The 25,081-nt window shown below is 31.5% G+C and carries 21 protein-coding genes and 1 pseudogene; 3 read left to right on the plus strand and 19 right to left on the minus strand.

All coding sequences use genetic code 11. The features are described from left to right. Window positions 1–123 precede the first annotated feature (123 nt). Window positions 124–1,833, minus strand: a complete 1,710-nt coding sequence (gene acsA / locus HMPREF3125_RS11820; RefSeq protein WP_070453988.1) for an acetate--CoA ligase — start codon at window positions 1,831–1,833, stop codon at window positions 124–126. A 171-nt stretch (window positions 1,834–2,004) separates the two neighbouring features. Here acsA and HMPREF3125_RS11825 point away from each other — a divergent pair, with 171 nt between their 5' ends. Both HMPREF3125_RS11825 and HMPREF3125_RS11830 read left to right on the plus strand, forming a co-directional pair. Beyond that, entirely contained in the window at window positions 2,005–2,637 is a 633-nt protein-coding gene (locus HMPREF3125_RS11825; protein ID WP_070453989.1) for a GNAT family N-acetyltransferase, read from the plus strand. A gap of 21 nt (window positions 2,638–2,658) precedes the next feature. Further along, window positions 2,659–3,751: pseudogene (locus tag HMPREF3125_RS11830) on the plus strand (acetoin utilization protein AcuC). Between the two features lie 69 nt (window positions 3,752–3,820). Here the strand turns inward: HMPREF3125_RS11830 and ccpA are convergent. The 10 genes from ccpA to HMPREF3125_RS11880 all read right to left on the minus strand — a co-directional run bounded on the left by ccpA (window position 3,821) and on the right by HMPREF3125_RS11880 (window position 16,958). Then, on the minus strand, window positions 3,821–4,810 hold the full coding sequence (gene ccpA / locus HMPREF3125_RS11835; protein WP_070453992.1) for a catabolite control protein A: 990 nt from the start codon (window positions 4,808–4,810) through the stop codon (window positions 3,821–3,823). A 280-nt stretch (window positions 4,811–5,090) separates the two neighbouring features. Continuing rightward, complete coding sequence (locus tag HMPREF3125_RS11840) at window positions 5,091–6,182, minus strand: bifunctional 3-deoxy-7-phosphoheptulonate synthase/chorismate mutase (protein WP_017638257.1); 1,092 nt, start codon at window positions 6,180–6,182, stop codon at window positions 5,091–5,093. A 345-nt stretch (window positions 6,183–6,527) separates the two neighbouring features. Beyond that, window positions 6,528–8,051: a coiled-coil domain-containing protein gene (locus HMPREF3125_RS11845; RefSeq protein WP_070453994.1), complete on the minus strand. Its 1,524-nt coding sequence runs from the start codon at window positions 8,049–8,051 to the stop codon at window positions 6,528–6,530. A 77-nt stretch (window positions 8,052–8,128) separates the two neighbouring features. After that, complete coding sequence (locus HMPREF3125_RS11850; protein WP_002467416.1) at window positions 8,129–8,620, minus strand: DUF948 domain-containing protein; 492 nt, start codon at window positions 8,618–8,620, stop codon at window positions 8,129–8,131. A 74-nt stretch (window positions 8,621–8,694) separates the two neighbouring features. Then, window positions 8,695–10,008 (minus strand): UDP-N-acetylmuramate--L-alanine ligase, encoded by a 1,314-nt coding sequence (murC, locus tag HMPREF3125_RS11855; RefSeq protein WP_017638259.1) that lies wholly within the window; start codon window positions 10,006–10,008, stop codon window positions 8,695–8,697. A 21-nt stretch (window positions 10,009–10,029) separates the two neighbouring features. Beyond that, a complete protein-coding gene (locus HMPREF3125_RS11860) occupies window positions 10,030–13,953 on the minus strand; it encodes a DNA translocase FtsK (protein ID WP_070453996.1) in 3,924 nt (1,307 codons plus the stop codon). Window positions 13,954–13,973: 20 nt separating this feature from the next. Further along, window positions 13,974–14,573, minus strand: coding sequence for a YtpR family tRNA-binding protein (ytpR, locus tag HMPREF3125_RS11865; protein WP_017638261.1), 600 nt, complete (start codon window positions 14,571–14,573; stop codon window positions 13,974–13,976). A gap of 20 nt (window positions 14,574–14,593) precedes the next feature. After that, complete coding sequence (locus tag HMPREF3125_RS11870) at window positions 14,594–15,454, minus strand: DUF1444 domain-containing protein (protein ID WP_046466822.1); 861 nt, start codon at window positions 15,452–15,454, stop codon at window positions 14,594–14,596. Window positions 15,455–15,553: 99 nt separating this feature from the next. Then, the gene (locus tag HMPREF3125_RS11875; protein ID WP_046466823.1) at window positions 15,554–15,865 is read right to left on the minus strand and encodes a thioredoxin family protein; all 312 of its coding nucleotides are present in this window, start codon (window positions 15,863–15,865) and stop codon (window positions 15,554–15,556) included. Window positions 15,866–15,881: 16 nt separating this feature from the next. Continuing rightward, window positions 15,882–16,958 carry a M42 family metallopeptidase gene (locus HMPREF3125_RS11880; protein WP_070453998.1) on the minus strand — a complete coding sequence of 359 codons (1,077 nt, stop codon included), beginning with the start codon at window positions 16,956–16,958 and terminating at the stop codon, window positions 15,882–15,884. Between the two features lie 85 nt (window positions 16,959–17,043). Here HMPREF3125_RS11880 and HMPREF3125_RS11885 point away from each other — a divergent pair, with 85 nt between their 5' ends. Next, window positions 17,044–17,358 (plus strand): PepSY domain-containing protein, encoded by a 315-nt coding sequence (locus HMPREF3125_RS11885; protein WP_017638265.1) that lies wholly within the window; start codon window positions 17,044–17,046, stop codon window positions 17,356–17,358. Window positions 17,359–17,447: 89 nt separating this feature from the next. On the opposite strand, the gene HMPREF3125_RS11890 is transcribed toward HMPREF3125_RS11885, so the two are convergent. The 8 genes from HMPREF3125_RS11890 to HMPREF3125_RS11925 all read right to left on the minus strand — a co-directional run bounded on the left by HMPREF3125_RS11890 (window position 17,448) and on the right by HMPREF3125_RS11925 (window position 25,068). Then, a complete protein-coding gene (locus HMPREF3125_RS11890) occupies window positions 17,448–18,284 on the minus strand; it encodes a YtnP family quorum-quenching lactonase (protein ID WP_046466826.1) in 837 nt (278 codons plus the stop codon). Window positions 18,285–18,686: 402 nt separating this feature from the next. Next, complete coding sequence (locus tag HMPREF3125_RS11895) at window positions 18,687–19,463, minus strand: class I SAM-dependent methyltransferase (RefSeq protein WP_070454000.1); 777 nt, start codon at window positions 19,461–19,463, stop codon at window positions 18,687–18,689. A 3-nt stretch (window positions 19,464–19,466) separates the two neighbouring features. Beyond that, entirely contained in the window at window positions 19,467–20,132 is a 666-nt protein-coding gene (gene scdA, locus HMPREF3125_RS11900) for an iron-sulfur cluster repair di-iron protein ScdA (protein ID WP_017638268.1), read from the minus strand. 247 nt (window positions 20,133–20,379) lie between these two features. Continuing rightward, window positions 20,380–21,045, minus strand: a complete 666-nt coding sequence (gene trmB / locus HMPREF3125_RS11905) for a tRNA (guanosine(46)-N7)-methyltransferase TrmB (protein ID WP_017638269.1) — start codon at window positions 21,043–21,045, stop codon at window positions 20,380–20,382. Window positions 21,046–21,057: 12 nt separating this feature from the next. Then, a complete protein-coding gene (locus tag HMPREF3125_RS11910) occupies window positions 21,058–21,849 on the minus strand; it encodes a phosphotransferase family protein (protein ID WP_017638270.1) in 792 nt (263 codons plus the stop codon). Between the two features lie 359 nt (window positions 21,850–22,208). Then, window positions 22,209–23,057, minus strand: a complete 849-nt coding sequence (gene dat / locus HMPREF3125_RS11915) for a D-amino-acid transaminase (RefSeq protein WP_017638271.1) — start codon at window positions 23,055–23,057, stop codon at window positions 22,209–22,211. Window positions 23,058–23,060: 3 nt separating this feature from the next. After that, a complete protein-coding gene (gene pepV / locus HMPREF3125_RS11920; RefSeq protein WP_070454002.1) occupies window positions 23,061–24,470 on the minus strand; it encodes a dipeptidase PepV in 1,410 nt (469 codons plus the stop codon). A 172-nt stretch (window positions 24,471–24,642) separates the two neighbouring features. After that, window positions 24,643–25,068, minus strand: a complete 426-nt coding sequence (locus HMPREF3125_RS11925) for a YtxH domain-containing protein (protein WP_017638273.1) — start codon at window positions 25,066–25,068, stop codon at window positions 24,643–24,645. Window positions 25,069–25,081 lie beyond the last annotated feature (13 nt).

The following is a 25,081-nucleotide window of genomic DNA, read 5'->3' on the forward strand; positions in this document are numbered from 1 at the left end:
TCAAAAACGCCATCGAATTCTACACATAAAAAGGACCTAAAAATAATTAGGTCCTTTTAGTTACTTATTGACGTTAATGTGTGAAAATAGAGTTTTGTAAATGCATTTTTCTAATGTCAATTATTAATCTTCCATTGTACTTAAGTCACCAGCATCTAAATCTAATTCCCAAGCTTTTAATACACGTCTCATAATCTTACCTGAACGTGTTTTAGGTAGTTTATCTTTAAACTCAATTTCTCGTGGTGCAGAGTGTGCAGACAATCCTTCTTTTACAAATTGGCGAATATCATTTTTTAATTCATCAGTTGGTTCATAACCTTGTCTCAGTGCTACGAATGCTTTAATAATTTCACCACGTACAGGATCTGGTTTACCGATGACACCTGCTTCAGCCACTGCTTCATGTTCTACTAACTTAGATTCAACTTCAAATGGGCCTACACGTTCACCAGCAGTCATAATCACATCATCTACACGTCCTTGGAACCAATAATATCCGTCTTCATCTTTATATGCAGAATCCCCTGAAACGTACCAATCTCCGATAAAGTAAGAATCATATTTTTCTGGATTTTTCCAGATAGAATGCATCATAGATGGCCATCCTTTTTTGATTGCTAAGTTACCCATTCTATTAGGTGGCAATTCTTTACCTTCATCATCTACTATAGCTGCTTCGATGCCAGGTAATGGTTTACCCATTGAACCTAATTTAATGTCCATGGCAGGATAGTTAACAATCATATGTCCACCAGTTTCAGTCATCCACCAAGTATCTAAGACACGTTTATGGAAAACGTCTTTAGACCATTTGATAACTTCTGGATTGAGTGGTTCACCAACAGACAAGATTGAACGTAATGATGACAAATCATATTTTTCTACAATATCGTCACCAGCACTCATTAACATACGTAAAGCCGTTGGTGCAGTGTACCAAATTGTTACTTTAAAGTCTTGAATCATTTTGTACCATTGTTCTGGAGAGAATCGACCACCAACAATACAGTTTGTAACACCATTTAACCATGGAGCAAAGACACCATATGACGTTCCAGTTACCCAACCTGGATCTGCTGTACACCAATAAACATCATCCTCTTGTAAATCTAATACATATTTTCCAGAAATATAGTGAACTAACATTGCTTTTTGAACATGTAGTACACCTTTAGGTTGACCGGTAGAGCCAGATGTATAATGTAAAATTAAGCCATCGTCTTCATTTAACCATTCAATATCAAACTCATCACTAGCTTTTTTAAATTCAGTATTAAAGTCAACATATGCCTCATCCACATCGTCATCTACTACAACAATTGTTTCCAAGTTAGGTAATTTATCTTTTGGAATTCGTGGTAATAATGCTTTATTTGTAACAATGACTTTAGCATCACTATTTTCAAGTCTGTCTGCCACAGCTTTTTCCATAAATGCTTCAAATAGTGGTCCAACAATTGCACCAATTTTTAAAATACCTAAGAAAGCGAAATACAATTCTGGTGTTCTTGACATGAAAATAAATACTCTATCCCCTTTTTGAACATTAGCTTTATTTTTTAAAACATTGGCTGCTTTATTTGAGTATTTTTTCATCTCTTCAAATGTGTATGATTCATGACGACGTTCGTCTTTATAGTTTAATGCTATCTTTTCTCCCTTACCCTCATCAACATGTCTATCTATACATTCATAAGCCATGTTGATTTTTCCTGTCTTATTCCAAGAGAATGCCTTTTCAACATCTTTCCAATCAAAGTTATTATACGTTTGTTCATAATCTTGCAAATTATAATTTCCAGGTTCACTTTTATATACTTCAACTTTCATAAGAAAATCCCCCTTCGATTTATGAAATCGCTTTCTTTATAGTGAATTATACATATAATTGTCACATTATTCAAAACATTTAATTATAATTGACATCATTTTTGTCATTTTACATCAAGAAAAGTATAATAAGTATAAAGAACAAGGAGGTTTTAATTAGGAGGTGAAGATATGCAACATATAAAATCTTATATTAAAGAGAATATATACTTAGAAGATCAGCATTTTATAATAGAAGGCCCTGTTTCATATTCTTTTTTGAAAACGCTTACTTTCAACGATGGATTAAATGCATTTAGATCCTACAATGAACAATTTGAAGCTTTATTAGAAATTACTACGTTACCTGAAGGTAGAGTTTATATTATTCGGAGAGACAAACATATTATAGGTTATGTTATGTATCATTATCCAGATGAATTAGAAAGATGGTCTACTGGCCAACTCCCCTATTTAATTGAGCTTGGTGCAATCGAGTTAAGCAAAGGTTACCGTCATTTACATTTAGGTGGGAGATTAATTCAAATCAGTTTATCAGCTGATGAATTTGAAGATTATATTGTCTTAACAACTGAATATTATTGGCATTGGGACTTAAAACATGCCCAACTAGATGTATTTGAATATAAACGGTTAATGCAAAAATTAATGCAAAAAGGCGGTTTAGAAGTCTTTGCTACAGATGATCCAGAAATTACAAGTCATCCAGCAAATTGTTTAATGGCTAGAATTGGTAAAAGAATTAGTTTAGATCAACAACATGCTTTCGACGATATTAGATTTCAAAACCGCTTCTTTTATTAGCAGATTGAAAGGAATGAGCTTATGAGTAATAAAAATAAAACAGGTTATGTATACTCAGATGATATTTTAAAATATAGATTTAATAATGAGCATCCTTTTAATCAAATGCGTTTAAAATTAACAACTGAACTTTTAATAGATGCACAGTTTTTATCTAATGAAAATATTTTAACACCTCGAATTGCTACAGAAGATGAACTCGCTTTGATACATCGTTATGATTATATACAAGCGATTAAACATGCATCACATGGCATCTTAAGTTCTGAAGAAGCTAAAAAATATGGTTTTAATGATGATACAGTTCCATTTAGACATATGCATCGTCATTGTTCTCGTATTGTAGGTGGTGCTTTAAACTTAGCAGATAAGATTATGGACGGTACTTATACAAATGGTTGTCATTTAGGTGGTGGCTTGCATCATGCTTTACCAGGTCGTGCAAATGATTATTGATACAGACGCACATCATGGAGATGGTACTCAGTGGAGTTTTTATACGAGCAATGATGTATTAACCTATTCTATCCATGAAACTGGTAAGTTTTTATTTCCTGGTTCTGGACATTATACTGAACGTGGTGAAGATATCGGTTATGGTTATTCAGTCAATGTACCATTAGAACCTTATACAGAAGATGAATCATTCTTGCGCTCATTTAAATCTACAGTTGAACCTGTCATTGCAGCATTTAAATCTGATATCATTTTAAGCGTCAATGGAGTGGATATTCATTACAGAGATCCGCTAACACATATAAGTTGTACTTTAAATTCTTTATATCAACTACCTTATATAATTAAAGCACTTGCTGAAAAATATACTCATAATAAAATAATTATGTTTGGTGGCGGAGGTTATAATTTATGGAGAGTTGTGCCTCGTGCCTGGAGTCATTTATATTTAAGTTTAATTAATGAGCCTATTCAAAAAGGTTATTTACCATTAACTTGGATTAATAAATGGAAACATTATAGCTCAGTGACACTTCCAAAAAGATGGGAAGACCGTTTGAATGATTATACGTATATACCTAGAACTGATGAAATTTCAGAAAAAAATGCACGTGTAGCAGATTTAATAGCAAGTTGGTATGATTTTACATCCAAATAATTTCACCCCATAAATTAGTTATCAGTCTAATTTATGGGGTGTTTATTACATAGTACGTATATTATTTAATTATTTTGTCGTACCACGATATTCAATTCTATGAGGTAAAATCACATTAGGTTCTTCAATTTCCTCTTCATTCATATACTTAGTTAATAATCTCATTCCAACAGCACCAATATCATATAATGGTTGTATTACACTTGAAAGTTGTGGTCTAACCATTTCTACTAAACGCGTATTATTAAAACTAACGATTTGTAAATCTTCAGGAACTTTTATACCTGAATCTAATGCGCCGTGTAACACACCGATCGCTTGTTCATCACTGATTGATAATACAGCATCAGGTAAGTTATCTTTCATTTCATCAAAAACTTTCATGCCTTCTTTGTAACTTTCAGCCCCTGTTAAATGAAGCGCATCTTCTAATATTAGATTATTATCATATAGCACTGTATTTAAACCATCTAAAACATCTTCTTGGGCTTTCTTAGAATAATCACCACCAACTAATGCAAATTTCTTAGCACCTTGGTCAATTAAATGTTGTGTTACTTCTTGAGCAGCTTTTTCAAAATCAATGTTAACAGAAGCAACATGATCATCTTTACCATTCGTACCTGATACAACGACTGGTACTGATGATTGGTTGATTAATTCTTTGATTTCTTCTGAAATTGTACCTCCTAAGAATATAATACCATCTACTTGTTTACTTAAAAGATTGTTAAAAATTTCTTTTTCTTTTTCAGGATCATTATCTGAATTTGAAATGATTGAATGATATTTATACATTGTAGCAATATCTTCTAAACCACGTGCAAGTTGTGAATAATAAACGTTTGAAATATCAGGAATAATCACACCTACAGTCGTAGTTCGTTTACTAGCAAGCCCACGTGCAACTGCATTTGGACGATAGTTTAATTTTTTAATTACTTCATTCACTTTATTTCGAGTTTCAGGCTTTACGTTTTGGTTACCATTAACAACACGAGAAACAGTTGCCATCGACACTCTGGCTTCTCTTGCCACATCATAAATTGTTACTGTCATAATTTCCTCCTTGCAAGCGTTTTATACGCTATTATACCGTGTTTTCATATTATTTTCAAAGTTTACCATATTTAAAGATGCAGTGAAATAAATTTGTTTTGTTGTTCACATTTCTGTCAGAAAAATTGTAGATTTAAATTATATTCACTTTAAAACAAAATTTCTAATGATGCATATTAAAAGATATATTTTGTACAAATAAATTAAATTCAAACCAAAAATAGCTACTTCTTTACAAAATACCTTTTGTTCAATGAAGTAGCTTTAATTTCATTATCGATTATTTTAATTTCTTTTGGTTATATAAGTCTGCTAGTGGTTTTAATTCATTATAAAATTTATTAAATTCTTTTAAATCCATTTGTTGTCCTGCATCACTTAATGCTACTGAAGGATCTGGATGTACTTCTGCCATAACGCCATCTGCTCCTACAGCAAGTGCAGCTTTTGCAGTCGGTAACATAATGTCTTTTCTACCAGTACTGTGTGTTACATCGACCATCACAGGTAAATGTGTACCTTGTTTTAATATTGGTACAGCAGAAATATCTAATGTGTTTCTAGTTGCTTTTTCATATGTTCTAATTCCACGCTCACATAAGATAATATTTCTATTACCTTGAGATGCGATATATTCTGCAGCATATGTGAATTCTTCAATTGTTGCTGATAATCCACGTTTTAATAAAATTGGTTTATTTGTACGACCAGCTTCTTTTAAAAGTTCAAAGTTTTGCATATTACGTGCACCAATTTGGAAAACATCAAGATATTCATCTGCAACTTCAAAATCATTTGGATTTACGATTTCACTAATGACATTTAAATTATATTTATCTTTAACATTTTTTAAGATTTTAAGACCTTCAACACCTAAACCTTGGAAATCATATGGGGACGTACGTGGTTTAAACGCTCCACCACGTATAAATTTCTCACCTTTTGCTTGTAAATCAGCAGCAACTGTATCTACTTGTTCTTGCGATTCTACTGAACATGGACCAAAAACAAATGATTTATAACCTTCTCCAAATTTACCTCCATTATCAAAATGAACAATTGTATCTTCAGGTTTTAATTTTCTAGATACGTATAAATGTTTTTCATTCTCTGATTTTTGTAAATCTGTAGAGGCTTTAAAAATTTCTTTAAATAATTGTTTAATCACATTATCATTGAACGGACCATTATTCTTATCTAAAAGATCGTTAATCATTTCCTTTTCACGTTGAGGGTCATATACACGTGTACCCTGTTTAATTTTTTCTTCTCCAATTTTTTGAGCTAGTTCACCACGTCGAGATAATAACTCTAAAATCTGATCGTTTAATGAGACAATTTCTTGTCTGTAGCTATCTAATTTATTACCCATAGTCATTCCACCTCTATACTATTAGTTGCACATTATATGTATCACTTTAAAGCGATAAAATAAATGTATTTACGAATCATTCTAACAATTAACATTTTATTGTTCAAGTTATAATTGTCGGAATTGATTAAATTTTCTAAAAATATGATAGTATTATCATATTCCCATTTATGAACACATATTTTAAAAAAGAAAAAGAGCAGAACGTCATACATCCTACTGTAAATGAATGATGGGTTCCACTCTAATATGTTATACATTTAATTTTAACCACTAAAATCAAATACTAACCAATGAGTGCTTATATTAATATCATAATATTAACTTATATTAAATACAAACTAATTAGTCATTAAAAGTACGTTTTTCGATTTTACTAGTTGTTTTTTCTACTTTTTGTTGAGTAGATTTTGTTTTATCTTGTTGTGCTTTATTTTGATTAGATGATTTTGTTGTTTTCTTAGTTGATTTTGTTTGTGCTGTTGTTTGATTACTATTTTTTTTAGTTGATTTTGTTGTTGCTTTAGCTTGACTATTAGATTTTTTAGTTGATTGATTATTATTTTGTCTTGTTACGACACCTTTATCAAACTGTGCTTTACTTTGTTTTTTTGTTGGTTGCTTAGTACTAGATTGTTTAGATGATGATTGTGCTGATTTATTATTTTGGTTAGATTTTGTTGTTGTTTTAGTAACTAAATTAGGTACTTTAGTCATCGTTGATTTTGCAATTGGTGCTTCTTCAAGTAATGCTTTAGTTAATTGAGATTCTTTAGAACCTTTAGTTAATTTACTTTTTTTAGTTTTAGCTGCACTTGCTAGTCTATTAGCAAATGAGCCATCATTATTTTTTGTTGATTGTTCTTCAGTTTTAGTTACTAAATTTGGTGTAGATTGTTTATTATTTTTGGCTACACCCTGTTCTTTTGTTAAAGCTTTAGTATTAGCTGATACATTAGCATCATTATCTAATTTTGTTTTCTTCGTTTTAGCTGCACTTGCTAATTTATCTGCATTAGATTGTGTTGATTTGCTAGCTTTTTCTTTTGATGGATCAGATAGTGAAGATTCTTCTTTAATAGCAGATTTTGCCATTACAACTTCTTCAGATGATACGTGTTGATTACTATTTATATGAGATTGTTGTTCCTCATTCTGACTTTCTTCCTTAGCTTCTTGAATTTTACGTGCTTGTGGTGATTGGTCTGCTAAGCTATCTTTATTTGTTTCAGCTTGAATTGCATTTTGTTGTGCTGCTAATTCTGTAGCTGATGGTGTTGTACTAGATTGTTGTTCTTTATTTTGTGTTTCTTGTTTAGCTTGTTGTATTTCACGTGCTTGTGGCAACTGATCTGCTAAACTATCTTTATTTGTTTCAGCTTGAATTGCGTTTTGTTGTGCTGCTAATTCTGCAGCTGAAGCATCTGATCCAGAATTTCCTTCTGCTTCTAATTTTGCTTCTTGAATATCTCTAGCTTCTGGTGATTGATCTGCTAAATTATTGTCGCTTACTTCTCTTTGGATTGCGACTTTTTGTGCTGATAATTCATCAGATGAGATACCATCTTTTGATTTATTTCTGAAGTTTTCAACTTGGTTTTTAACAGATTCAAAATGTCGTTCTGCTTGAGATTTGTAATTTAATGCTTTTTCACGTAGTTCTTTTTCTTTGGCAATCGCTTGATCAGCTTTTTCGAAAACTTTCAATTTGTAATATAACCCTAAAGCTGAACCTACTAAAGCACCGGTAATAAAGCTTACAACAAAATCTTTACGTTGTGGTGTTTGATTATTTATACGAGTATGACGGCTGTATAAATCATTTCCAGTATTATTTCTTTCAAAATCATCACGATTATAGTGTTCCATGATTTATTCCTCCCTATAACAAATGCACTTAAACAAGTAACAACCTCATTTAAGTGCATTTAGTTCATTCTTATTAATTATTTGTCAACACGTGTAGTATAGCTATGATCTGTATCATTTGCTACTGTGTTTGCTTTGTAATTTGCACTTCCTCGACGGTAGTGTCTATTTTGCCATTTGTCAGCAATTTCCATTGCCACATTTGACCATTGTACTACTTGAGAAATTTTATCTTCATTTTGAGATACGTTGTGTGTAATAGAATTAGTTACACGGTCAACTGAACCATTTAATGTTTGAACTGAGTCACCAATACCTTTAACAGCATCAACTACAGAATTCAAACGATCAACTTTACCTTGAATATCTTCAGTTAAACGGTTAACTTTATGAAGTAAATCAGTAGATTCTCTTGTAATACCTTGTACTTGACCTTCAACACCATCAAGTGTTTTAGCCACGTGATCTAAATTTTTCTTAACAGAAATTAACACTACAACGATACCGATACATAAAATTAAGAACGCTATCGCAGCGATAATTCCAGCAATTGGTAAAATCCAATCCATTAAAAACGCCTCCTAAATACCTAATTATAAAATTCATTAATATTTAATACCCTTGAGAAATCATTATAAACATATTAGAAATCTTTTTTTATACCTAATTTATTTAAGTACGCTTTTTGGATTTTTTGAATATCTCCAGCGCCCATAAATAATATTACAGCATTATCAAATTTCTCTAATACATCTATACTATTTTCATCAATTAATGCTGATCCATCAATACGATCAATCAAGTCTTGAATCGTCAATTCACCAGTGTTTTCTCTAATAGAACCAAAAATTTCACATAAGAAAACATGGTCAGCTGCGCTTAAACTTGTTGCAAATTCTTCTAAGAATGCTTGAGTTCTTGAGAATGTATGTGGTTGGAATACAGCAATAACTTCTTTTTGTGGATATTTTTTTCTAGCTGTTTCAATTGTAGCATTAATTTCTCTTGGATGGTGAGCATAATCGTCTACTAATACTTGATTTGATACTTTTGTTTCATTAAATCGACGTTTTACACCACCAAATGTTTCTAATGCTTCTTTTATATTATCAACATTCATTTTTTCTAAATAACTAATAGTTACAACAGCTAATGTATTTAGAATATTATGGTCACCATATTGTGGTGATAGGAATTGATCATAAAATTCTCCATTAATATAAACATCAAATTGTGTACCTTGTTCAGTGATTTGTATATTTTTAGCATATACGTCATCAGTTTCTTTTAAACCATAGTAATAAATGGGTACATCCGCTTCTAATTTTCTAAGATATTCATCGTCGCCCCATGCAATGATAGCTTTTTTTACATTTTGAGCCATTTCTTGGAATGCATCAAAAACGTCATCAACATCTCTGAAATAATCAGGATGGTCAAAGTCAATATTTGTCATAATTGCATAGTCAGGATCATAACTTAAAAAGTGACGTCGATATTCGCAAGCTTCGAATGCAAAATAGTCACTGCCAGGTAAACCCATTCCTGTACCGTCACCTATAAGGAATGAAGTCTTTTTATCTCCATTCATCACATGAGATAACAATCCAGTTGTTGATGTTTTACCATGTGCACCAGTAACTGCTACCGAAGTATATTGGTTAATTACATGGCCAAGAAAATCATGATATCTAATCACATCTAATTTAAGTTGATGTGCTTTGACTATCTCTTCATGTGTATCAGGGAAAGCATTACCCTGTATAATTACCATATCTTCTTTAATATTGTTACTATCAAACGGTAAGATAGTTATACCTTTATTTCTTAGAGCAACTTCTGTAAAAACATAAGTTTCAATATCTGAGCCTTGCACTTCATGCCCAAGATCATGCATGATTTGTGCCAATGAACTCATGCCAGAACCCTTAATTCCGACAAAATGATAGTGTGTCATTATAAAACTCCTTACTAATTTTTAATCTTGATTCAAATCCGCCTCAGTAATATAAACATCTCTAGGTTTAGAACCGTTCGCTCCAGATATATAACCTAGTTGTTCTAATTGATCTATGATTCTCGCTGCTCTATTATACCCAATTTGGAAATGTCTTTGTACTAACGAAGTAGAAATATGTCCTTCATTAATCATGAACTCACACACATCATCAAATAAATCATCTTGTGCTTGAGTTTGTGTTTTCTTTAATAATTCTTTTTCTTCAAATAAATAATCAGGTTCACGCTGTTGTTTAATAAAATCTACAACGTCGTCAATTTCTTCATCTGAAACAAATGTACCTTGAACACGGATAGGTTTATTCATACCGCCACCAAGATATAACATGTCGCCATATCCTAATAGTCGTTCTGCTCCTCCGCTATCAAGAATAGTTCTAGAATCTACACTTGATGATACCATAAATGCAATTCTAGTTGGGATATTAGCTTTAATTAAACCGGTAATAACATTAACTGATGGTCTTTGTGTGGCAACAAGCATATGAATACCACAAGCACGCGCTTTTTGAGCTATTCTCGCGATGGATTGTTCTACTTCTTGTGGCGCCATCATCATTAAATCGGCTAATTCATCTATTACTATAACAATTTTTGGCATTCTTTGTTCATAAGAAGCTTTCTTATTGAATGCTGTAATATTTCTAACGTGATATTGAGCAAATAATTTATATCGACGTTCCATTTCTTCAACAGCCCATTTTAAACTTTGTGTGGCTGCTTTAACATCTGTAATTACTGGTGACACAAGATGTGGCAAATCATTATATGGTGCTAATTCAACCATTTTTGGATCAATTAATAATAATCTTAATTCTTCCGGATGATTTTTATACAATAGCGACATTAAAATACTATTAATGCACACTGATTTACCTGAACCTGTTGCACCTGCAATTAAAGCATGAGGTGTTTTAGCAATGTCCATAAGTAATGGTTCATTGTTGATGCGATAACCCATTGCAACTGTCAATTTAGATTCAGCATTTTTAAATTGATCTGAATCTACAATTGATCTCAAATTGACTTTGGCAGGGTTTTGATTAGGTACCTCGATACCTACTAAACTTGTACCTGGTATCGGCGCTTCGATACGTATATCTTTGGCTGCTAACGCCATTTTAATATCGTCTTGTAAAGCAGTAATTCTTGATACTTTAACACCTTTTTCAACTGATAATTCAAAACGGGTCACACTTGGACCTTCAGTAACATTTTGAACTTCTGCAGGAACATTGAAATAATATAATGCATCATTTAATTCTTGCTTTTTATCATCAATCCACTCTTCATTTACTTCATGTGGTTCTGGTGATTCAAGCAATTCCATACTAGGTAAATTAATATTTGGACCTTTTCTTATAGTGGGCTTTTGAACTTTAATATTTTCATTATTATCCACTTCTCCAGATGTAACCTTAGATGTAGATGCATGAGTATTCTCTCGTTTGTCTTCATTGCGATTATCTGAATCATTTTCATTAACATCATTGGAAGCATGTTGCATAGACGAACTATCATCTTCCATATTTTGATTAATTCCAACATTATAATCGCTCTGAGCCATTTGCACATTCTCATTATTGACAACGTCATTTGCACTTAGGCTATGTTCACTTGCAGTTGAATTTGAGTCACTTTCATATGTTGTTTGATTTAGTTCATTTGTACGATCAGCTGAAGGCGCTTCACTTTCACTTATATTGTTTGATTGTTGATTTGATTCAGAGTGTTCTGATGTATTGTATTGCTCTGACGATGCTTGCTTAATATTATTTGATTGTGTCGAATTTGATTGACGTTCAGGCGTTAGATTTGGAACATGAACTGTGCGAGATTTTTTCTTATCTATCATACGTTTTTTATCTGAAGGCGTCATAACAACATTAAATGGCTTACTACCTTTTAATGGCTTGCTAGTTTGTCCAGAATGTAGATGCTGATTAGTTTCTACGCCTTTATTTTCACTATTAACTTTATCAAAATTCTGATCAGAACTTTCTGATTGATTATCATTTATAGATTCAGAATAGCTATTTTCTGAACTACTTAAGTTTTGAGTATTATCATAAGATGAAGCGACAAATTCAGATGTTTCATTACTATTATTAGAGATGAAACTATCACTTAATGATTCATCACTTTCTAATACTGATTCTGATGTTGACATTGTTTTATCACTATTACCTAAATTGCTATCTTGAATATGTGGATTTCGCTTTTTAGCATATTCCGTTTCATGATCGACGCTTTGAGTAACTGCATTATGACCACTTCTTCTATTCAAGTGCTTATGATCATTAAGTTTTGATGTCTCACTATCATATAGAGATGAAGATGTATGTTCTGAAGTAGAATATGTTGTTGGTTGCTCACTATCATCTAATTCTCGATAATCTGCATCATCTATATTATTATCTTCATTTTCTGATATTGATGTTTTATCACTGTAATGATGTTTTGCATTTTCTGAACTAATTGTAGAGTCACTTTGACTAGATTCAGAGTCTTTCTGGACGGTAGTTGTTCGATCATCATATATGGATTGAGATGAAACATAGTTAGTATCAGTTGTTTCTGAGCCATCATCTTGTTCTGTTAAATCAGTCACAGTAACATCGTCATCATTTACTTGATGTCTTGGTTTAATATCAGATAAATCGATTTCTTCATAATTGTAATGAGATGTTTCTTGTTGATCTAGGTCTGAATTTTCAATTGCATCTGTTTGATTTATTGTTTCATTATTGTCATGCTCGTTAATCATAGCATTGCTATCATCTTGAGATTCCATATCTAATGAACTTTCACCAACATATTGTTGTGCTTGTTTGGCATACATTTCATCAATTGCTTTTTGTATACTATCTTCATTGGTCTCTTTATTTTGTTGTCTTTTTTCTTGCAATGCTTTTTTAAATCGACGCTTTTGAAGCACTTTTCGTTCACGTTCTCTTCGAATTTCTTCAACAATTTGAGATGCATAGATATTGTTAATATTAATAGTATTATCTTTAGTTGAATGGTTAGGAGTTGAGTTAATTGCTTTTTCATCTCCCACTGACGATGTTTGTTGATTTATATTCTCATCATGTTTTGAATTACTATTTGTACTAGTTTCTTTTACATCATTCGATTGTTGATTACTTCTAAAGTTGCTTTGGGATCTTTCGGCAGTGTATCCATCGTTGTCACTAGAATGATTAACATTTGAACTCATTTTATTATTAGTTTCTTCTTCATTGTCTTTAGGAGGTATCATGCCGTTTTCAATTGGTCGTCTTTTCATCGTACCAAAAATGGCTGATGGTACTTCTGAAGCTTTAAAATCACTTTTGTGATATGTATACTCCGGTTGCGTTTTATAATTTGATTTAAAACGTTCGGATTGTAATTTCATTCTTGGTTGTGATTTTGAAGATGTAGCACCATTATTAGATTTGTTATCTCCTAATGAAGTAGGAGAAATTTGGCGGTGAGTTGATTTAGTGACATAAGGATTTGTTACTTGTTTTCTTCTAGTTTTATTTGAATTAGATTGTCGAGACGAGTTCACATACTCATCGTCATTGGCATGATTCCTTCTACGACGATGTCTCTTACTTTCTTGAGAAGTTAAAGTTTCATTATCATCATTTTTCACATAAGATTGTTCCCCATCATTCACAGATGTATATTCAGACTCCACATTTTCTGATTCAAAACCATTAATAGGAAATCGGAATTTACCTTTTGGTCGATGATAGATATCATTATTTTGTGGCAGTAATGAGTCATGATTAGAATCATTCGATTGAGTTGCCTGGCGTCTTTTATTTTTATTTCTTAATATATCTTCATTTGAATCATTATCTTCGCCAAATAATTTATCAAACCAGCTCATACTTTCACGACCTTCCTTTGTTATTCAAAAAATGCTTGTCCAATATCATAGCTATCATCTAGCACCATAATACCTTTTTCTTTAGGAGCATTTGGTAAATCTAATTCTTTCATTGAACAAATCATACCGCTAGATGCAACGCCTCTAAGTTCTGCATCTTTGATTACCATACCACTTGGCATTACTGCGCCCACTTTTGCTACAACTACTTTTTGTCCTTGTTCGACATTTGGTGCGCCACAAACAATTTGCAATGTATCATTACCTACATTGACATTAAGTACACTTAATTTATCAGCGTCAGGGTGTTTTTCTTTTGTTTCTACATAACCTACAACAAATTTTGGAGATAAATCAGCATTCAATTCATATGTGAAACCATTATTTTTAATCATTTGTTGTAATTGATTAACGATTTCTTCAGTTAATTTAATGTGTCCATTACCTTCTAATTGTATATGAGTAGATATATTAAAGAAATTATACCCAACTACTTCGTTATCTTCGTTAGTTATTTCTACTACGTCGTTATTCTTTTTATAATTGAATTCGCCTTCTGTAGGGTCGATTTGTAAGAATGCAACATCTCCTACACCATTTGGATTAAAGAATAAATTCATTGTATATATCTCCTTTATCATTATTTATTTTTATCATTAAATTTTTTACGATTAGCTTCTAATCTTTGTATGACGTTAGGGTCTCTTTTTTGTTTATTGTTTTTCCCTAATATGAATATTGGTTCAAGATGACCTTTGTCGTATCCAAAAGATAAAGAAGTAATAGGGACAAGTCCTTTTGTGAAAAACTCCATAGTTAAATGAGCCATCACATCATAGCCTGTTTTGTTGCGTATATCAGCAATGACTAAAACATCTTGATGAGGCACTGCTACTAACATTTCGCCTTCACATTGATCTTGTATATCATTTAAAAATGATGTATTAAGTATGCGACTTGCATCATAACCATCATTAGAATTAATAAAATAGAATATATTACCTTTCACTTCATCGGTACTATATTTATTGTCAAGCTTTCTTACATTAAAAAGTGACATTTCTTTAATCTGTTGTTCTGTCATTTTCAATGTTTCTAACATACTTGCATCAATAAGTCTATATGACTTTCCTAAATCTAATGCGTAATAGATATTAGTTTCAGCAGTATGATTTTCATAAATGAATGCATGGCCTTCTTTAGTCTTTTTATCAAAACTTGTAGCACGAATCACCGGCATAATTTTAATTTCATCAAGTTGTTCTATACCTTGATCAGCCATTTGAGCAATTGCTTCATCTATATAATATATAATTTCATCTACAATTTTTTCTTCTTTTTCTTCATATTTTGCGACAATAGCGTTTAATTTAATTGTGACACCTTTATGATTGTCTTTTCTATAAATTCTTAATGTTTCGTCTTCACGATTGAATTTATAATTTACATCTAAATGATTCAAACGCTGTTTAATTTTATCTCTCATTTGAAAGACATTCATTCATATCACTCCTATTTCGCACCTTTTAATAGTTTACAATAAATCAAAGGATAGTAACAGAAAAAAACAAGTTTTTAAATATATTTTTCAACTATTCAATTAAATATATTGTGCTAAAAATTGATCTATTTGTTCAATGGATTTTCTTTCTTTACCAATATAACTTCCTAGTAATTCTCCGTCTCTATAAACTAAGAAACTTGGGATACCCATAATACCATTTTCTATACAAATATCTAAAAATTGGTCTCTATCTACTGATACAAATTTAAAAGATTGATATTTCTCTTCTAATTGTGGCAATTCTGGTTCGATTACCTTACAATCGGGGCACCATCCTGCTGTAAATTCAAAAACTGTATTTCCTTGCTTTAATTCTTCAAATTGTTGTTCTGTTTCAAGTTGTATCATGTTTTTCACTCCTATATTACTGATATTGTAATCGTTGTATTTGTTCTTCATATAAATTCGTAATTGATGCTTTTAATAATTGACGAGCGGCATAATAATCACGGATATCAAAAACAGCATCTGTACTATGAATATAACGTGCACATACTCCTATTACTGCTGTAGGAATACCATCATTTGCTTTATGGATTTCACCGCCATCTGTTCCTCCTGGTGACATATAATATTGATGCGGAATATCATATTGTTTTACTAAATTTAATAAATAATCTCTAAAAGTAGGTCTGAGTATCATCGTACCATCTTTGATACGAATTAATGTCCCCTCCCCTAACGCACCAGATAATTGTTGCTTACCTTTTATATCATTTGCAGGAGAACAGTCTGCTACAAATGCAATATCCGGTTGAATTAATTCTGCTGATGCTTTAGCGCCTCTTAAGCCTACTTCTTCTTGTACATTGGCACCAACATATAAATCAACTTCTAATTCTGTATCTTTCAGTAATTCTAATATTTCAATAGCAATGAGACAACCATATCGATTATCCCACGCTTTTGCACTATATCTATATTCTGATAACTGAGTAAATGGCGTAGCAGGTACAATTGTGTCGCCAATTTCAATACCTTTTTGTCTAACTTCTTCACTCGAACTTGCACCTATATCTAACATTAAATCTTTAATTTGAGGTGCTGCTTCATTACCAGTTCTAAAATGTTTTGGAATATTGGCAACGACACCAATGATTTCTTCGTTTTTTCTATTTTTTACTTTTAATCTTTGTCCCTGCCATATATCATTTGCTACACCGCCTAAATTAGTAAATTGGATCATACCATTATCTGTGATATGCGTAATCATAAATCCAATCTCATCCATATGGGCTGCTATCATTACACGTTTAGCATTAGCTTTAGGTGATTTTTTCACACCATAAAACCCACCCATTTTATTATCTACAAAATGATCTACATAAGGTGTCATTTGTTCTTTCATATATGTTTTAACATCATCTTCAAATCCTGGTGCACCATGTAATTCTGTCAGATGTTCCATGCGTTCTAATGTTTTACTCTCTTCAATAGTCATTTGATGTTTCACTCCTTATAATTTATTATATCATCTTCATTATGGTAAACTAATAATATGAATCATGGAAAAGGGAGATACATTAATGAAATGTTTAAATTGTAAAAATATATTAATTGTAGGTGCTTGTACGGTAGTCATTTTATCAGCTGGCGTAATTGTTTACCTAAATAAGAAAAAATTTTATAATCCCGATAAGTTATTAGAAGAAGTCAAAACATACTTTATGGATGTCAAAGGTTCATATATTGTACAACAACCTCTTAACGATCCTAATATTAATGCTAATAAACCTATTTATCTTGGCGGTATCTCCGCAACTAAAAATGGTAAATTAGTAGATTATGATTTTTATGCTGATGCATATACTGGTGAAGTTTTAAATATTATCGAATTATAAAATTAAAATTTACATAAAAATGATAGGTTATAGTTAGTTCATTATAGTATCACTTTTCTTAATGAACTAAACTATAACCTTTTTTCAACTTAATACTGACGATATGAACGTTTGATAGATGATGTAATTGAATGATCCTTGTGATTATATTTAACTGCGAAATAGTTTTCGTCATGATAATAGAGGAACCAGTAATCATTTAAAACATAATAAGGTATGAGTCTTTCTTTTTCACGAATTGAAGTCATTGGGTAATCATCGTACGCGGTAACCCATAATGGATTTTGGTGTGCTACTGTTGGGAAGATGTCAGCCATATGCACAGCTTTTTCTCCTTCACTTTCAATAGTAACTATAGAGTGACCAAAGCTATGACCACCAGTGTGTATCATTTTAATTCCTGATACCGGTTCAATCTCTTTATCAAATAAAATAATATTGTCCTGATAATCACCTTGATTCTTTTCCCAATACGTCGCTTTACTACGTATATTAGGCGCTAAGAATTCATGCCATTCATCTTGTTGAATATAATGAGTAGCATTTTTGAATCGTGCATTTCCATTTGAATCAGTTAGTCCAGCAGCATGATCATAGTGTAAATGTGTCATTAACACAATATCAATATCATCAAGCGTTAAACCAAAATATTGTAATTCTTCTTTTATAAAGCCTTCTTGAGTTACGCCATAATTTCTTTTTTGTTTGTCAGTTAATTTACCATTACCTACACCTGCATCGATTAAAATATTATATTGAGGATGTTGAATAAGAATTGGATGTGTTGGTGTATGAACTTGATTCTTATCATTCACACTATACTTTCTAGTCCATAATGGTTTAGGTACAACGCCAAATATGGCACCTCCATCAATATGAGTATTACCCCCATTAATATCGTTAATAGTTAATTCTCCTAATTTCATAAAAAGACACCTTCCCACTCATTTACTAAATTTACTCTTATTAACAAATTTAATACAATAACGTATATATAGCAATTAATGTTAAAGTTCTTATTGCGCATTTTAAAGCAATTAAATATATGGAGGACAATAATGCAATATAAACATAATAAGATTATTCTGTTGTTTACGACAATTTTTATTATTATTGAACTCATTCTTATTTATTCAACGTCAATTGTTTCATCAAATTTAGGTTATAACATTATCATCTTGTCCAATTTAATACCATTCATAAGTATGATGTTCTTAAAAAGTAAAAAATAAGACAAGACCCTTTTGATGGGTTTTGTCTTATTTTAAATGATTTCTTTAACCTTACATCTTTATCTATGTTAAGGTTATCAATCGTTTTAATTTTAACTATTTTTTAATAGCATGAACAATATAATTCATATTTGATTTATGTTTGCGCATTGTTTTAAACATAGTTATAAACATATGACGGTTTTCTTTTTTAAATGCATTTTTTAAAATTTTTAAAGTTCCTAGTAAACCCTCATCTCTTAACATGCCAACTGGTGACATCAATGATAATGGTCCTATTTTTGATTCAACTTGTGAAAATCCTGCATCTTTAAATAAACTATACCAAATTTCTGGCGTTAAAGGCGTCACTTTCATATTGATTGCTTTACTCAATTCATTAACTATAACGTCCTCATTATCTCGATTTATAATAGCAATATCGTGTGTAAGTACAATTCCATTAGGTTTAAGTACACGATAATATTCTTTTAATACTTTTTCTTTAACCTTATAAGGTAACATTGTTAGCATTGCTTCGTTTAAAATAATATCGAAACTTTCATCTTCAAAAGGTAAATCCATCGCATTTGCTTGTGTTAGATGAATATAGTCATTTAAATCGTTTTTATCTACGTTTTGTTGGCCAACTTGTAATGCTGCTTTATTTAAGTCAACTGCTTCAATTTGGCATTGGTATTTTTGAGCTAATTCAATAGACGTTGTACACATATTACATGCAACTTCTAAAACACGTTTATCATTTGAAAAACAACCTTTATCAATTAACCAATTGGTAGCTAAAATTCCACCTGGACGTAAACGTTTTTTCCCGAGTTGAGCTAAAAATGTGTGACCTGCTACTTTTTTACCATATATTAAACACCCTTTCATTAATTAAAATTTATTAAATAAGACATGGTTTTCAAGATGAACATGTTCATGTGTTTCACGCTCTAAATTTTCAAGACGATTATATACGAGTCTCCAAGTTTGGCACGCTTCACTAGGTGCTTGATATTGATTAGTTAGTTCTCTCATATCCTCTAATAATTGTCCAGTTTGTGTATGGTCATTAACTAGGCTTTCTATAATTTTCGAAGCATCATCAACGTGTTCCCCTCGTGAAATTTTGATTAATGCTGGAAAGTCGTGATTATCTTCTTCATCCATATGCTCAAGCATTCCATCTCTATATTGACGATATAAATTTTGCAATTCAATTAAAAATGGATGGTTAGGTCCATGTACCTTAGCTACTTTTGTAACGTATGGAGATAGATTTTTAAATTCCTCACGCATCGTTTCATGATAACGAGACTGTATATATTGAATTAATGATGGCACATCAAGATATTTAACATTGATATTACCTTGTGATTCATTAGGTAACTGGTTAATTTCATCTAAGATAGTTTGTACATCAACTTTTTTATTTTCAACGGCTTGCTCAATTGAAATATTGCCTCCACAACAAAAATCAATACCATATTTTCTGAAAATATCGGAACTTAATGGCATGTCAGTTACGACGTCAGCAACAATTGTATCTTTATTAATCATTTTTATTCCTCCCTTGATCACTTTTAATTATACTAAATAATAATCATTATCAATTACTTTTGTGAAATTATTCACTTATTTGTCGAAAAGATATTACAAAATTTTGAAAGTCAATTTTTTTAAAAAGTTAAAATAATATTAATGAAATTTATCCTAATAACTAAAATAATGTCGCTAGTATTAATTTGAATAATTAAACTTGGACAAAATAAAACCTGAGACATCAATAAATGTCTCAGGCTTATAATCATATATTATCAGTATTTGGCTGAATATTATTATGAAATTTTGCTTCCATTCGATATATTCTAGAACCCTTATCCGAAAACTTCTGTTCGTATTCGGTAAGGATATTATCCTCATCGTCTTCTTCGTGAAGGTTTAAATTCATCTTTGTAAAGTACATTCCGAATTGAGACATACTTTCTAAACTAAAGGCAAAAAGACCTCTATTATCAGTTTTAAAGTGAATTTCACCATCATCAATTAAAATTTGTTTATAAAGCGCTAGATATGTATGATAAGTCAATCTACGTTTAGCATGACGTCTTTTTGGCCAAGGATCAGAAAAGTTTAGATATATTCTAGAAACTTCCCCATCTTTAAAATATTCATTAAGTTCTATCGCATCATTACAAATCATTTTGAGATTTGTTAAGTTTTGCTCTTTTACTTTATCAAGCACTTTATACATAACACTCTTTTCACGTTCCATTGAAATAAAGTTAATCTCTGGATGTTGTGCGGCAAGTGTAGTGATAAATTGTCCCATACCGGAGCCAATTTCTATATAAATAGGTTGCTTCTTATCAAACCATTCTTCTATATGTCCAGCATGTGAACCATCCATATCTACTAAATCTGGATGGTCCTTTAAATAATCTTCCGCCCATGGTTTGTAGCGAACTCTCATAATCAAATCTCCTTAAATAAATAAGTTACTATTCATAACTTCATTTAAAAATTCAAGCCATGTATTCATATCTTTAAAACGTTTCTGTTCTTCATACCATTGAACCATACCAATTGATTGAATCACAGTGTACCATTTCATACGTTTATTCAAGTTCAAACTTTCTTGTACGCCGTAAGTTTCGAACCATTTAGACCATTTCTTCTCGGGAACGTAATTGTAAAGCAGCATTCCGATATCAATAGCTGGATCTGCAATCATTGCACCTTCCCAGTCTACTAAAAATAGTTCGTCTCTATCAGATAACAACCAATTATTATGATTAACATCACCATGTACGACAGTAAAGAAACGAGAATCTAAATTTGGTATATGCTCTTCTAAATATGTTAATGCTTTTCTAACAACATGATGTGTTAACACTTCTCTAGATAAAGAGGCATTAATTTTATTAAGCATAATCTCTGGCGTAATAGGTTCCATTTCCATTCTTTTTAACATTGTAAGTAATGGTTTAGAATTGTGGATTTTTTTTAATATTTTGGCTACTCTAGGTTGATGCATTTCGTTCGCACTTAATTCGCGACCGTTTTTCCAATGCTGCGCCGTAACTACTTCGCCGGTTTCTATTCTTTTTGTCCAAACAAGTTTAGGTACAATACCCTCTGCAGATAAAGCTGCAATAAAAGGATTCGTATTTCGTTTTAAAAACAACTTTTGTCCATCTTGTTCAGCCATATAGGCCTCTCCAGAAGCGCCTCCAGCTGAATCTAATGTCCACCCTAACTGATAAAACTGCTCCAACACGTTCACCTCACTTTCAATTAGAAAATGGCTCCAGAAATATGTTTTCAAGAGCCATATATTCTAATTTATATAAACCGTATAGTCGCTCTACACGCTTGTTAAAATTTATTTTACAGTTTTTGTGAGTTGGCTATTTCGTATATTTTTGTCCCTAAAAATACGCTTGAAAATTGCGTCCTCATTTAATATCACTCATAGAAGATTTTATAATTTTTACCATCATATTTCAACTAAAAATGAGAAACTAAAAGACACATTTTACTAGTCCGCTCATTAAATATTTATAAAACTACTTTGAATTAGATTATAACATATTTAGAGTGAGATAGTTGTGGAAATTTTGATAAATATTCAACTTATATACTATGTGTTTCTATATACTGATTGAATCCTTCTTGTAATTGTCGCGTAACAGTGCCTACTTTACCATCTCCGACATCTTCCCCATCAATTTTAACTACTGGCATAACTTCAGCAGACGTACTTGAAATAATAACTTCATCTGCATTTTTTAAGAAATCAACAGTAAACGTTTCTTCAATAAATGGAATATTTTTATCTTCAGAAATCCATTTAATGACTCTTCTCGTAATTCCGTTTAAAATAAAATTATTTATAGGATGTGTATATATTTTTCCATCTTTAATGGCGTATACGTTACTTGAAGCACCTTCTGTTACAGTTTCTCCACGATGTTGAATCGCTTCACTAGCATTGTATTTAACAGCAAATTCTTTAGCTAAAACATTACCTAATAGGTTTAAACTTTTAATATCACAACGTAACCAACGAATATCTTCTGTTGTCATAGTATAAATACCATTTTCTAAATCTTCATATGGTCTATCATAACTTTTCGTAAATGCCATGATAACCGGTTTTACTGGTGGTGTTGGGAATGAATGTTCACGAGGTGCAACACCACGTGTAGCTTGAATATAAATACCGCCATTTTTAACATCATTTACTTCTAAGAGTTTACGAACTAATTCAATTAATTCATCAACTGTATAAGTAAGATCTAATCCAATTTCGTTAGCACTTCTTAAAAATCTCTCGAAATGTTCTTTTACAGTAAATAGCTTACCTTCGTAAGCACGAATATATTCGTAAATTCCGTCACCAAAAACATATCCTCTATCTTCGTATGATACTTTAGCTTCATCTTGATTTAAAAATTCACCATTAATAAAAACTTTTGTCATAAATTATCCCTCCACACATAATGAGTATAACGCTTCGAGGTAAATACTCGTTGCATTAAATAGTTGTTTTTTCGTGATGTATTCATTTTTCTGATGCATTAAGTCTTCTGAATCATTAAACATTGCCCCAAAAGCGACACCTTTGTCTAGGTTTCTGGCGTATGTGCCTCCACCTATTGTGTATGGCTCTGTCATATCTCCAGTTTGGTTTCTATATGCTGTTACTAATTTTTGAACAAAAGGATCATTTTTATCTACATAGTGTGGTTTTTGAACTTTACCCATTTCTACTCTAAATCCTAATGGTTTAATTTCATTAGTAAAACGTTCTATAGCTTCTTCAAATTCAAAACCTTGCGGATATCTTAAATTTATTCCAAATCGGCCAGCATTTTCATTATCATAATTGATAACACCTATATTAGTAGTAACTTCGCCCATAATATCAGTATGGAATTTCATACCCATTTTTTCACCAAAATGAGATACATGTAAATATTGATTACTGAAGTTTACAAAGTCTTTAGCACTTTTATTTAAGTTTAGTGTAGCTAAAAATTCTAATAGATATAAGCCAGCATTTACACCTAATGAAGGATCCATACCATGAACAGCTTTACCTTCAACAGTTAAAATAAGAATTCCACTGTCAACTGTACTTTCACCTTGTAATTGATTTGATTCTATAAAATATTCAAAGTTTTGAATAACATCAGTCATGTTTTCTTTAACTAAAACTTTAGCTTCAGCATGATCTGGTACCATGTTATAACGTTGTCCAGAATTAAATGAAATTAATTCATAATCTGGTTCATCTACATCTTCAGCCATTTCATTTTGAACTAAATCAAATGTAGTGATACCTTTCTCACCATGAATAGCAGGAAATTCAGCATCTGGTGCAAATCCTAGTGCAGGCATTTCCTCTGTTTGGAAATAACGGTCTGTACATTTCCAATCTGATTCTTCATCAGTTCCAATAATAATATGAATTCGTTTCTTCCAGTCGACCTTCATATCATTTAAAATCTTAACTGCATAATAAGCTGCTATTGTAGGTCCTTTATCATCTAGTGTACCCCTTGCTATGATTGACTGGTCTGTAACAACTGGGTTAAATGGGTTTGAATCCCAACCGTCACCAGCAGGTACTACGTCGACGTGGCAAAGAATACCTAAGAGATCGTCACCGTTACCCGCTTCTATACGTCCGGCAATATGCTCTACGTCATGAGTAGAAAATCCATCTCTTTCAGCCAATTTATACATATAGTCTAATGCTTCTCTAGGTCCAGGTCCTACAGGCGCATCATCACTAGCTTTACTGTCATCTCTTACACTTTCAATCGACAACAAACCTTTTAAATCTTCAATTATTTGGTTTTCGTATTCTTGAACTTTTTCTTTCCACATTCGAATTCGACTTCCTTTTTTATAAGTTATTTACTATTTTACATGAAGTTACAAGGAAACTACAGTAAGACGTCAGAAATATTACGAAATTTTCTAAATTTTTATAACTAAATAAAACCCTATGTACTATCTCTTATTGGAAATAGTACATAGGGTTTCAAGTTAACCAATATTATTTGTTATCATCTAACGCATTTTTATTATTTTTTAAGTCATCTTCTGAAACGACACGTAAATTATTATTTACTGTTGCGCCACCTTCATCATCAAACTTACCTTCGTCTAGGTCGTCTTCTTTTTTATCATCTAAGTTTGTGAATTTAGTTTTTTCTTCTTCTAAGAAAGCTTTAGGGTCATTTTTTAATCTTTCTGCATAACCTTTAGGATCGTTTTTCACGTCTTGAATTGTTTCATTAGCTTTCGTACTTAATTGATTAGCTAAATCTTTAGCATTTGCTTTGTATGATTCTGGATCTTCTTTATATTGATTATACTGTTCTTTTAATTTATCTCTACTTTCTTTACGAGATAATAATACTGCTGCTGCAGCGCCGCCTAAACCTAGAACTACTCTAAATAAATTTGTACCTTTTGCCATAAATTACACCTTC

The organism is Staphylococcus sp. HMSC13A10, assembly GCF_001808005.1.
GTDB classification, from domain to species: domain Bacteria; phylum Bacillota; class Bacilli; order Staphylococcales; family Staphylococcaceae; genus Staphylococcus; species Staphylococcus pasteuri.

Excerpts from the sequence above, each read along its gene's own strand:
- acsA (WP_070453988.1), bottom strand. The coding sequence starts at position 1,833 with ATGAAAGTTGAAGTATATAAAAGTGAACCTGGAAATTATAATTTGCAA.
- HMPREF3125_RS11825 (WP_070453989.1), top strand. The coding sequence starts at position 2,005 with ATGCAACATATAAAATCTTATATTAAAGAGAATATATACTTAGAAGAT.
- ccpA (WP_070453992.1), bottom strand. The coding sequence starts at position 4,810 with ATGACAGTAACAATTTATGATGTGGCAAGAGAAGCCAGAGTGTCGATG.
- HMPREF3125_RS11840 (WP_017638257.1), bottom strand. The coding sequence starts at position 6,182 with ATGGGTAATAAATTAGATAGCTACAGACAAGAAATTGTCTCATTAAAC.
- HMPREF3125_RS11845 (WP_070453994.1), bottom strand. The coding sequence starts at position 8,051 with ATGGAACACTATAATCGTGATGATTTTGAAAGAAATAATACTGGAAAT.
- HMPREF3125_RS11850 (WP_002467416.1), bottom strand. The coding sequence starts at position 8,620 with ATGGATTGGATTTTACCAATTGCTGGAATTATCGCTGCGATAGCGTTC.
- murC (WP_017638259.1), bottom strand. The coding sequence starts at position 10,008 with ATGACACACTATCATTTTGTCGGAATTAAGGGTTCTGGCATGAGTTCA.
- HMPREF3125_RS11860 (WP_070453996.1), bottom strand. The coding sequence starts at position 13,953 with ATGAGCTGGTTTGATAAATTATTTGGCGAAGATAATGATTCAAATGAA.
- ytpR (WP_017638261.1), bottom strand. The coding sequence starts at position 14,573 with ATGAATTTATTCTTTAATCCAAATGGTGTAGGAGATGTTGCATTCTTA.
- HMPREF3125_RS11870 (WP_046466822.1), bottom strand. The coding sequence starts at position 15,454 with ATGAATGTCTTTCAAATGAGAGATAAAATTAAACAGCGTTTGAATCAT.
- HMPREF3125_RS11875 (WP_046466823.1), bottom strand. The coding sequence starts at position 15,865 with ATGATACAACTTGAAACAGAACAACAATTTGAAGAATTAAAGCAAGGA.
- HMPREF3125_RS11880 (WP_070453998.1), bottom strand. The coding sequence starts at position 16,958 with ATGACTATTGAAGAGAGTAAAACATTAGAACGCATGGAACATCTGACA.
- HMPREF3125_RS11885 (WP_017638265.1), top strand. The coding sequence starts at position 17,044 with ATGAAATGTTTAAATTGTAAAAATATATTAATTGTAGGTGCTTGTACG.
- HMPREF3125_RS11890 (WP_046466826.1), bottom strand. The coding sequence starts at position 18,284 with ATGAAATTAGGAGAATTAACTATTAACGATATTAATGGGGGTAATACT.
- HMPREF3125_RS11895 (WP_070454000.1), bottom strand. The coding sequence starts at position 19,463 with ATGAAAGGGTGTTTAATATATGGTAAAAAAGTAGCAGGTCACACATTT.
- scdA (WP_017638268.1), bottom strand. The coding sequence starts at position 20,132 with ATGATTAATAAAGATACAATTGTTGCTGACGTCGTAACTGACATGCCA.
- trmB (WP_017638269.1), bottom strand. The coding sequence starts at position 21,045 with ATGAGAGTTCGCTACAAACCATGGGCGGAAGATTATTTAAAGGACCAT.
- dat (WP_017638271.1), bottom strand. The coding sequence starts at position 23,057 with ATGACAAAAGTTTTTATTAATGGTGAATTTTTAAATCAAGATGAAGCT.
- pepV (WP_070454002.1), bottom strand. The coding sequence starts at position 24,470 with ATGTGGAAAGAAAAAGTTCAAGAATACGAAAACCAAATAATTGAAGAT.
- HMPREF3125_RS11925 (WP_017638273.1), bottom strand. The coding sequence starts at position 25,068 with ATGGCAAAAGGTACAAATTTATTTAGAGTAGTTCTAGGTTTAGGCGGC.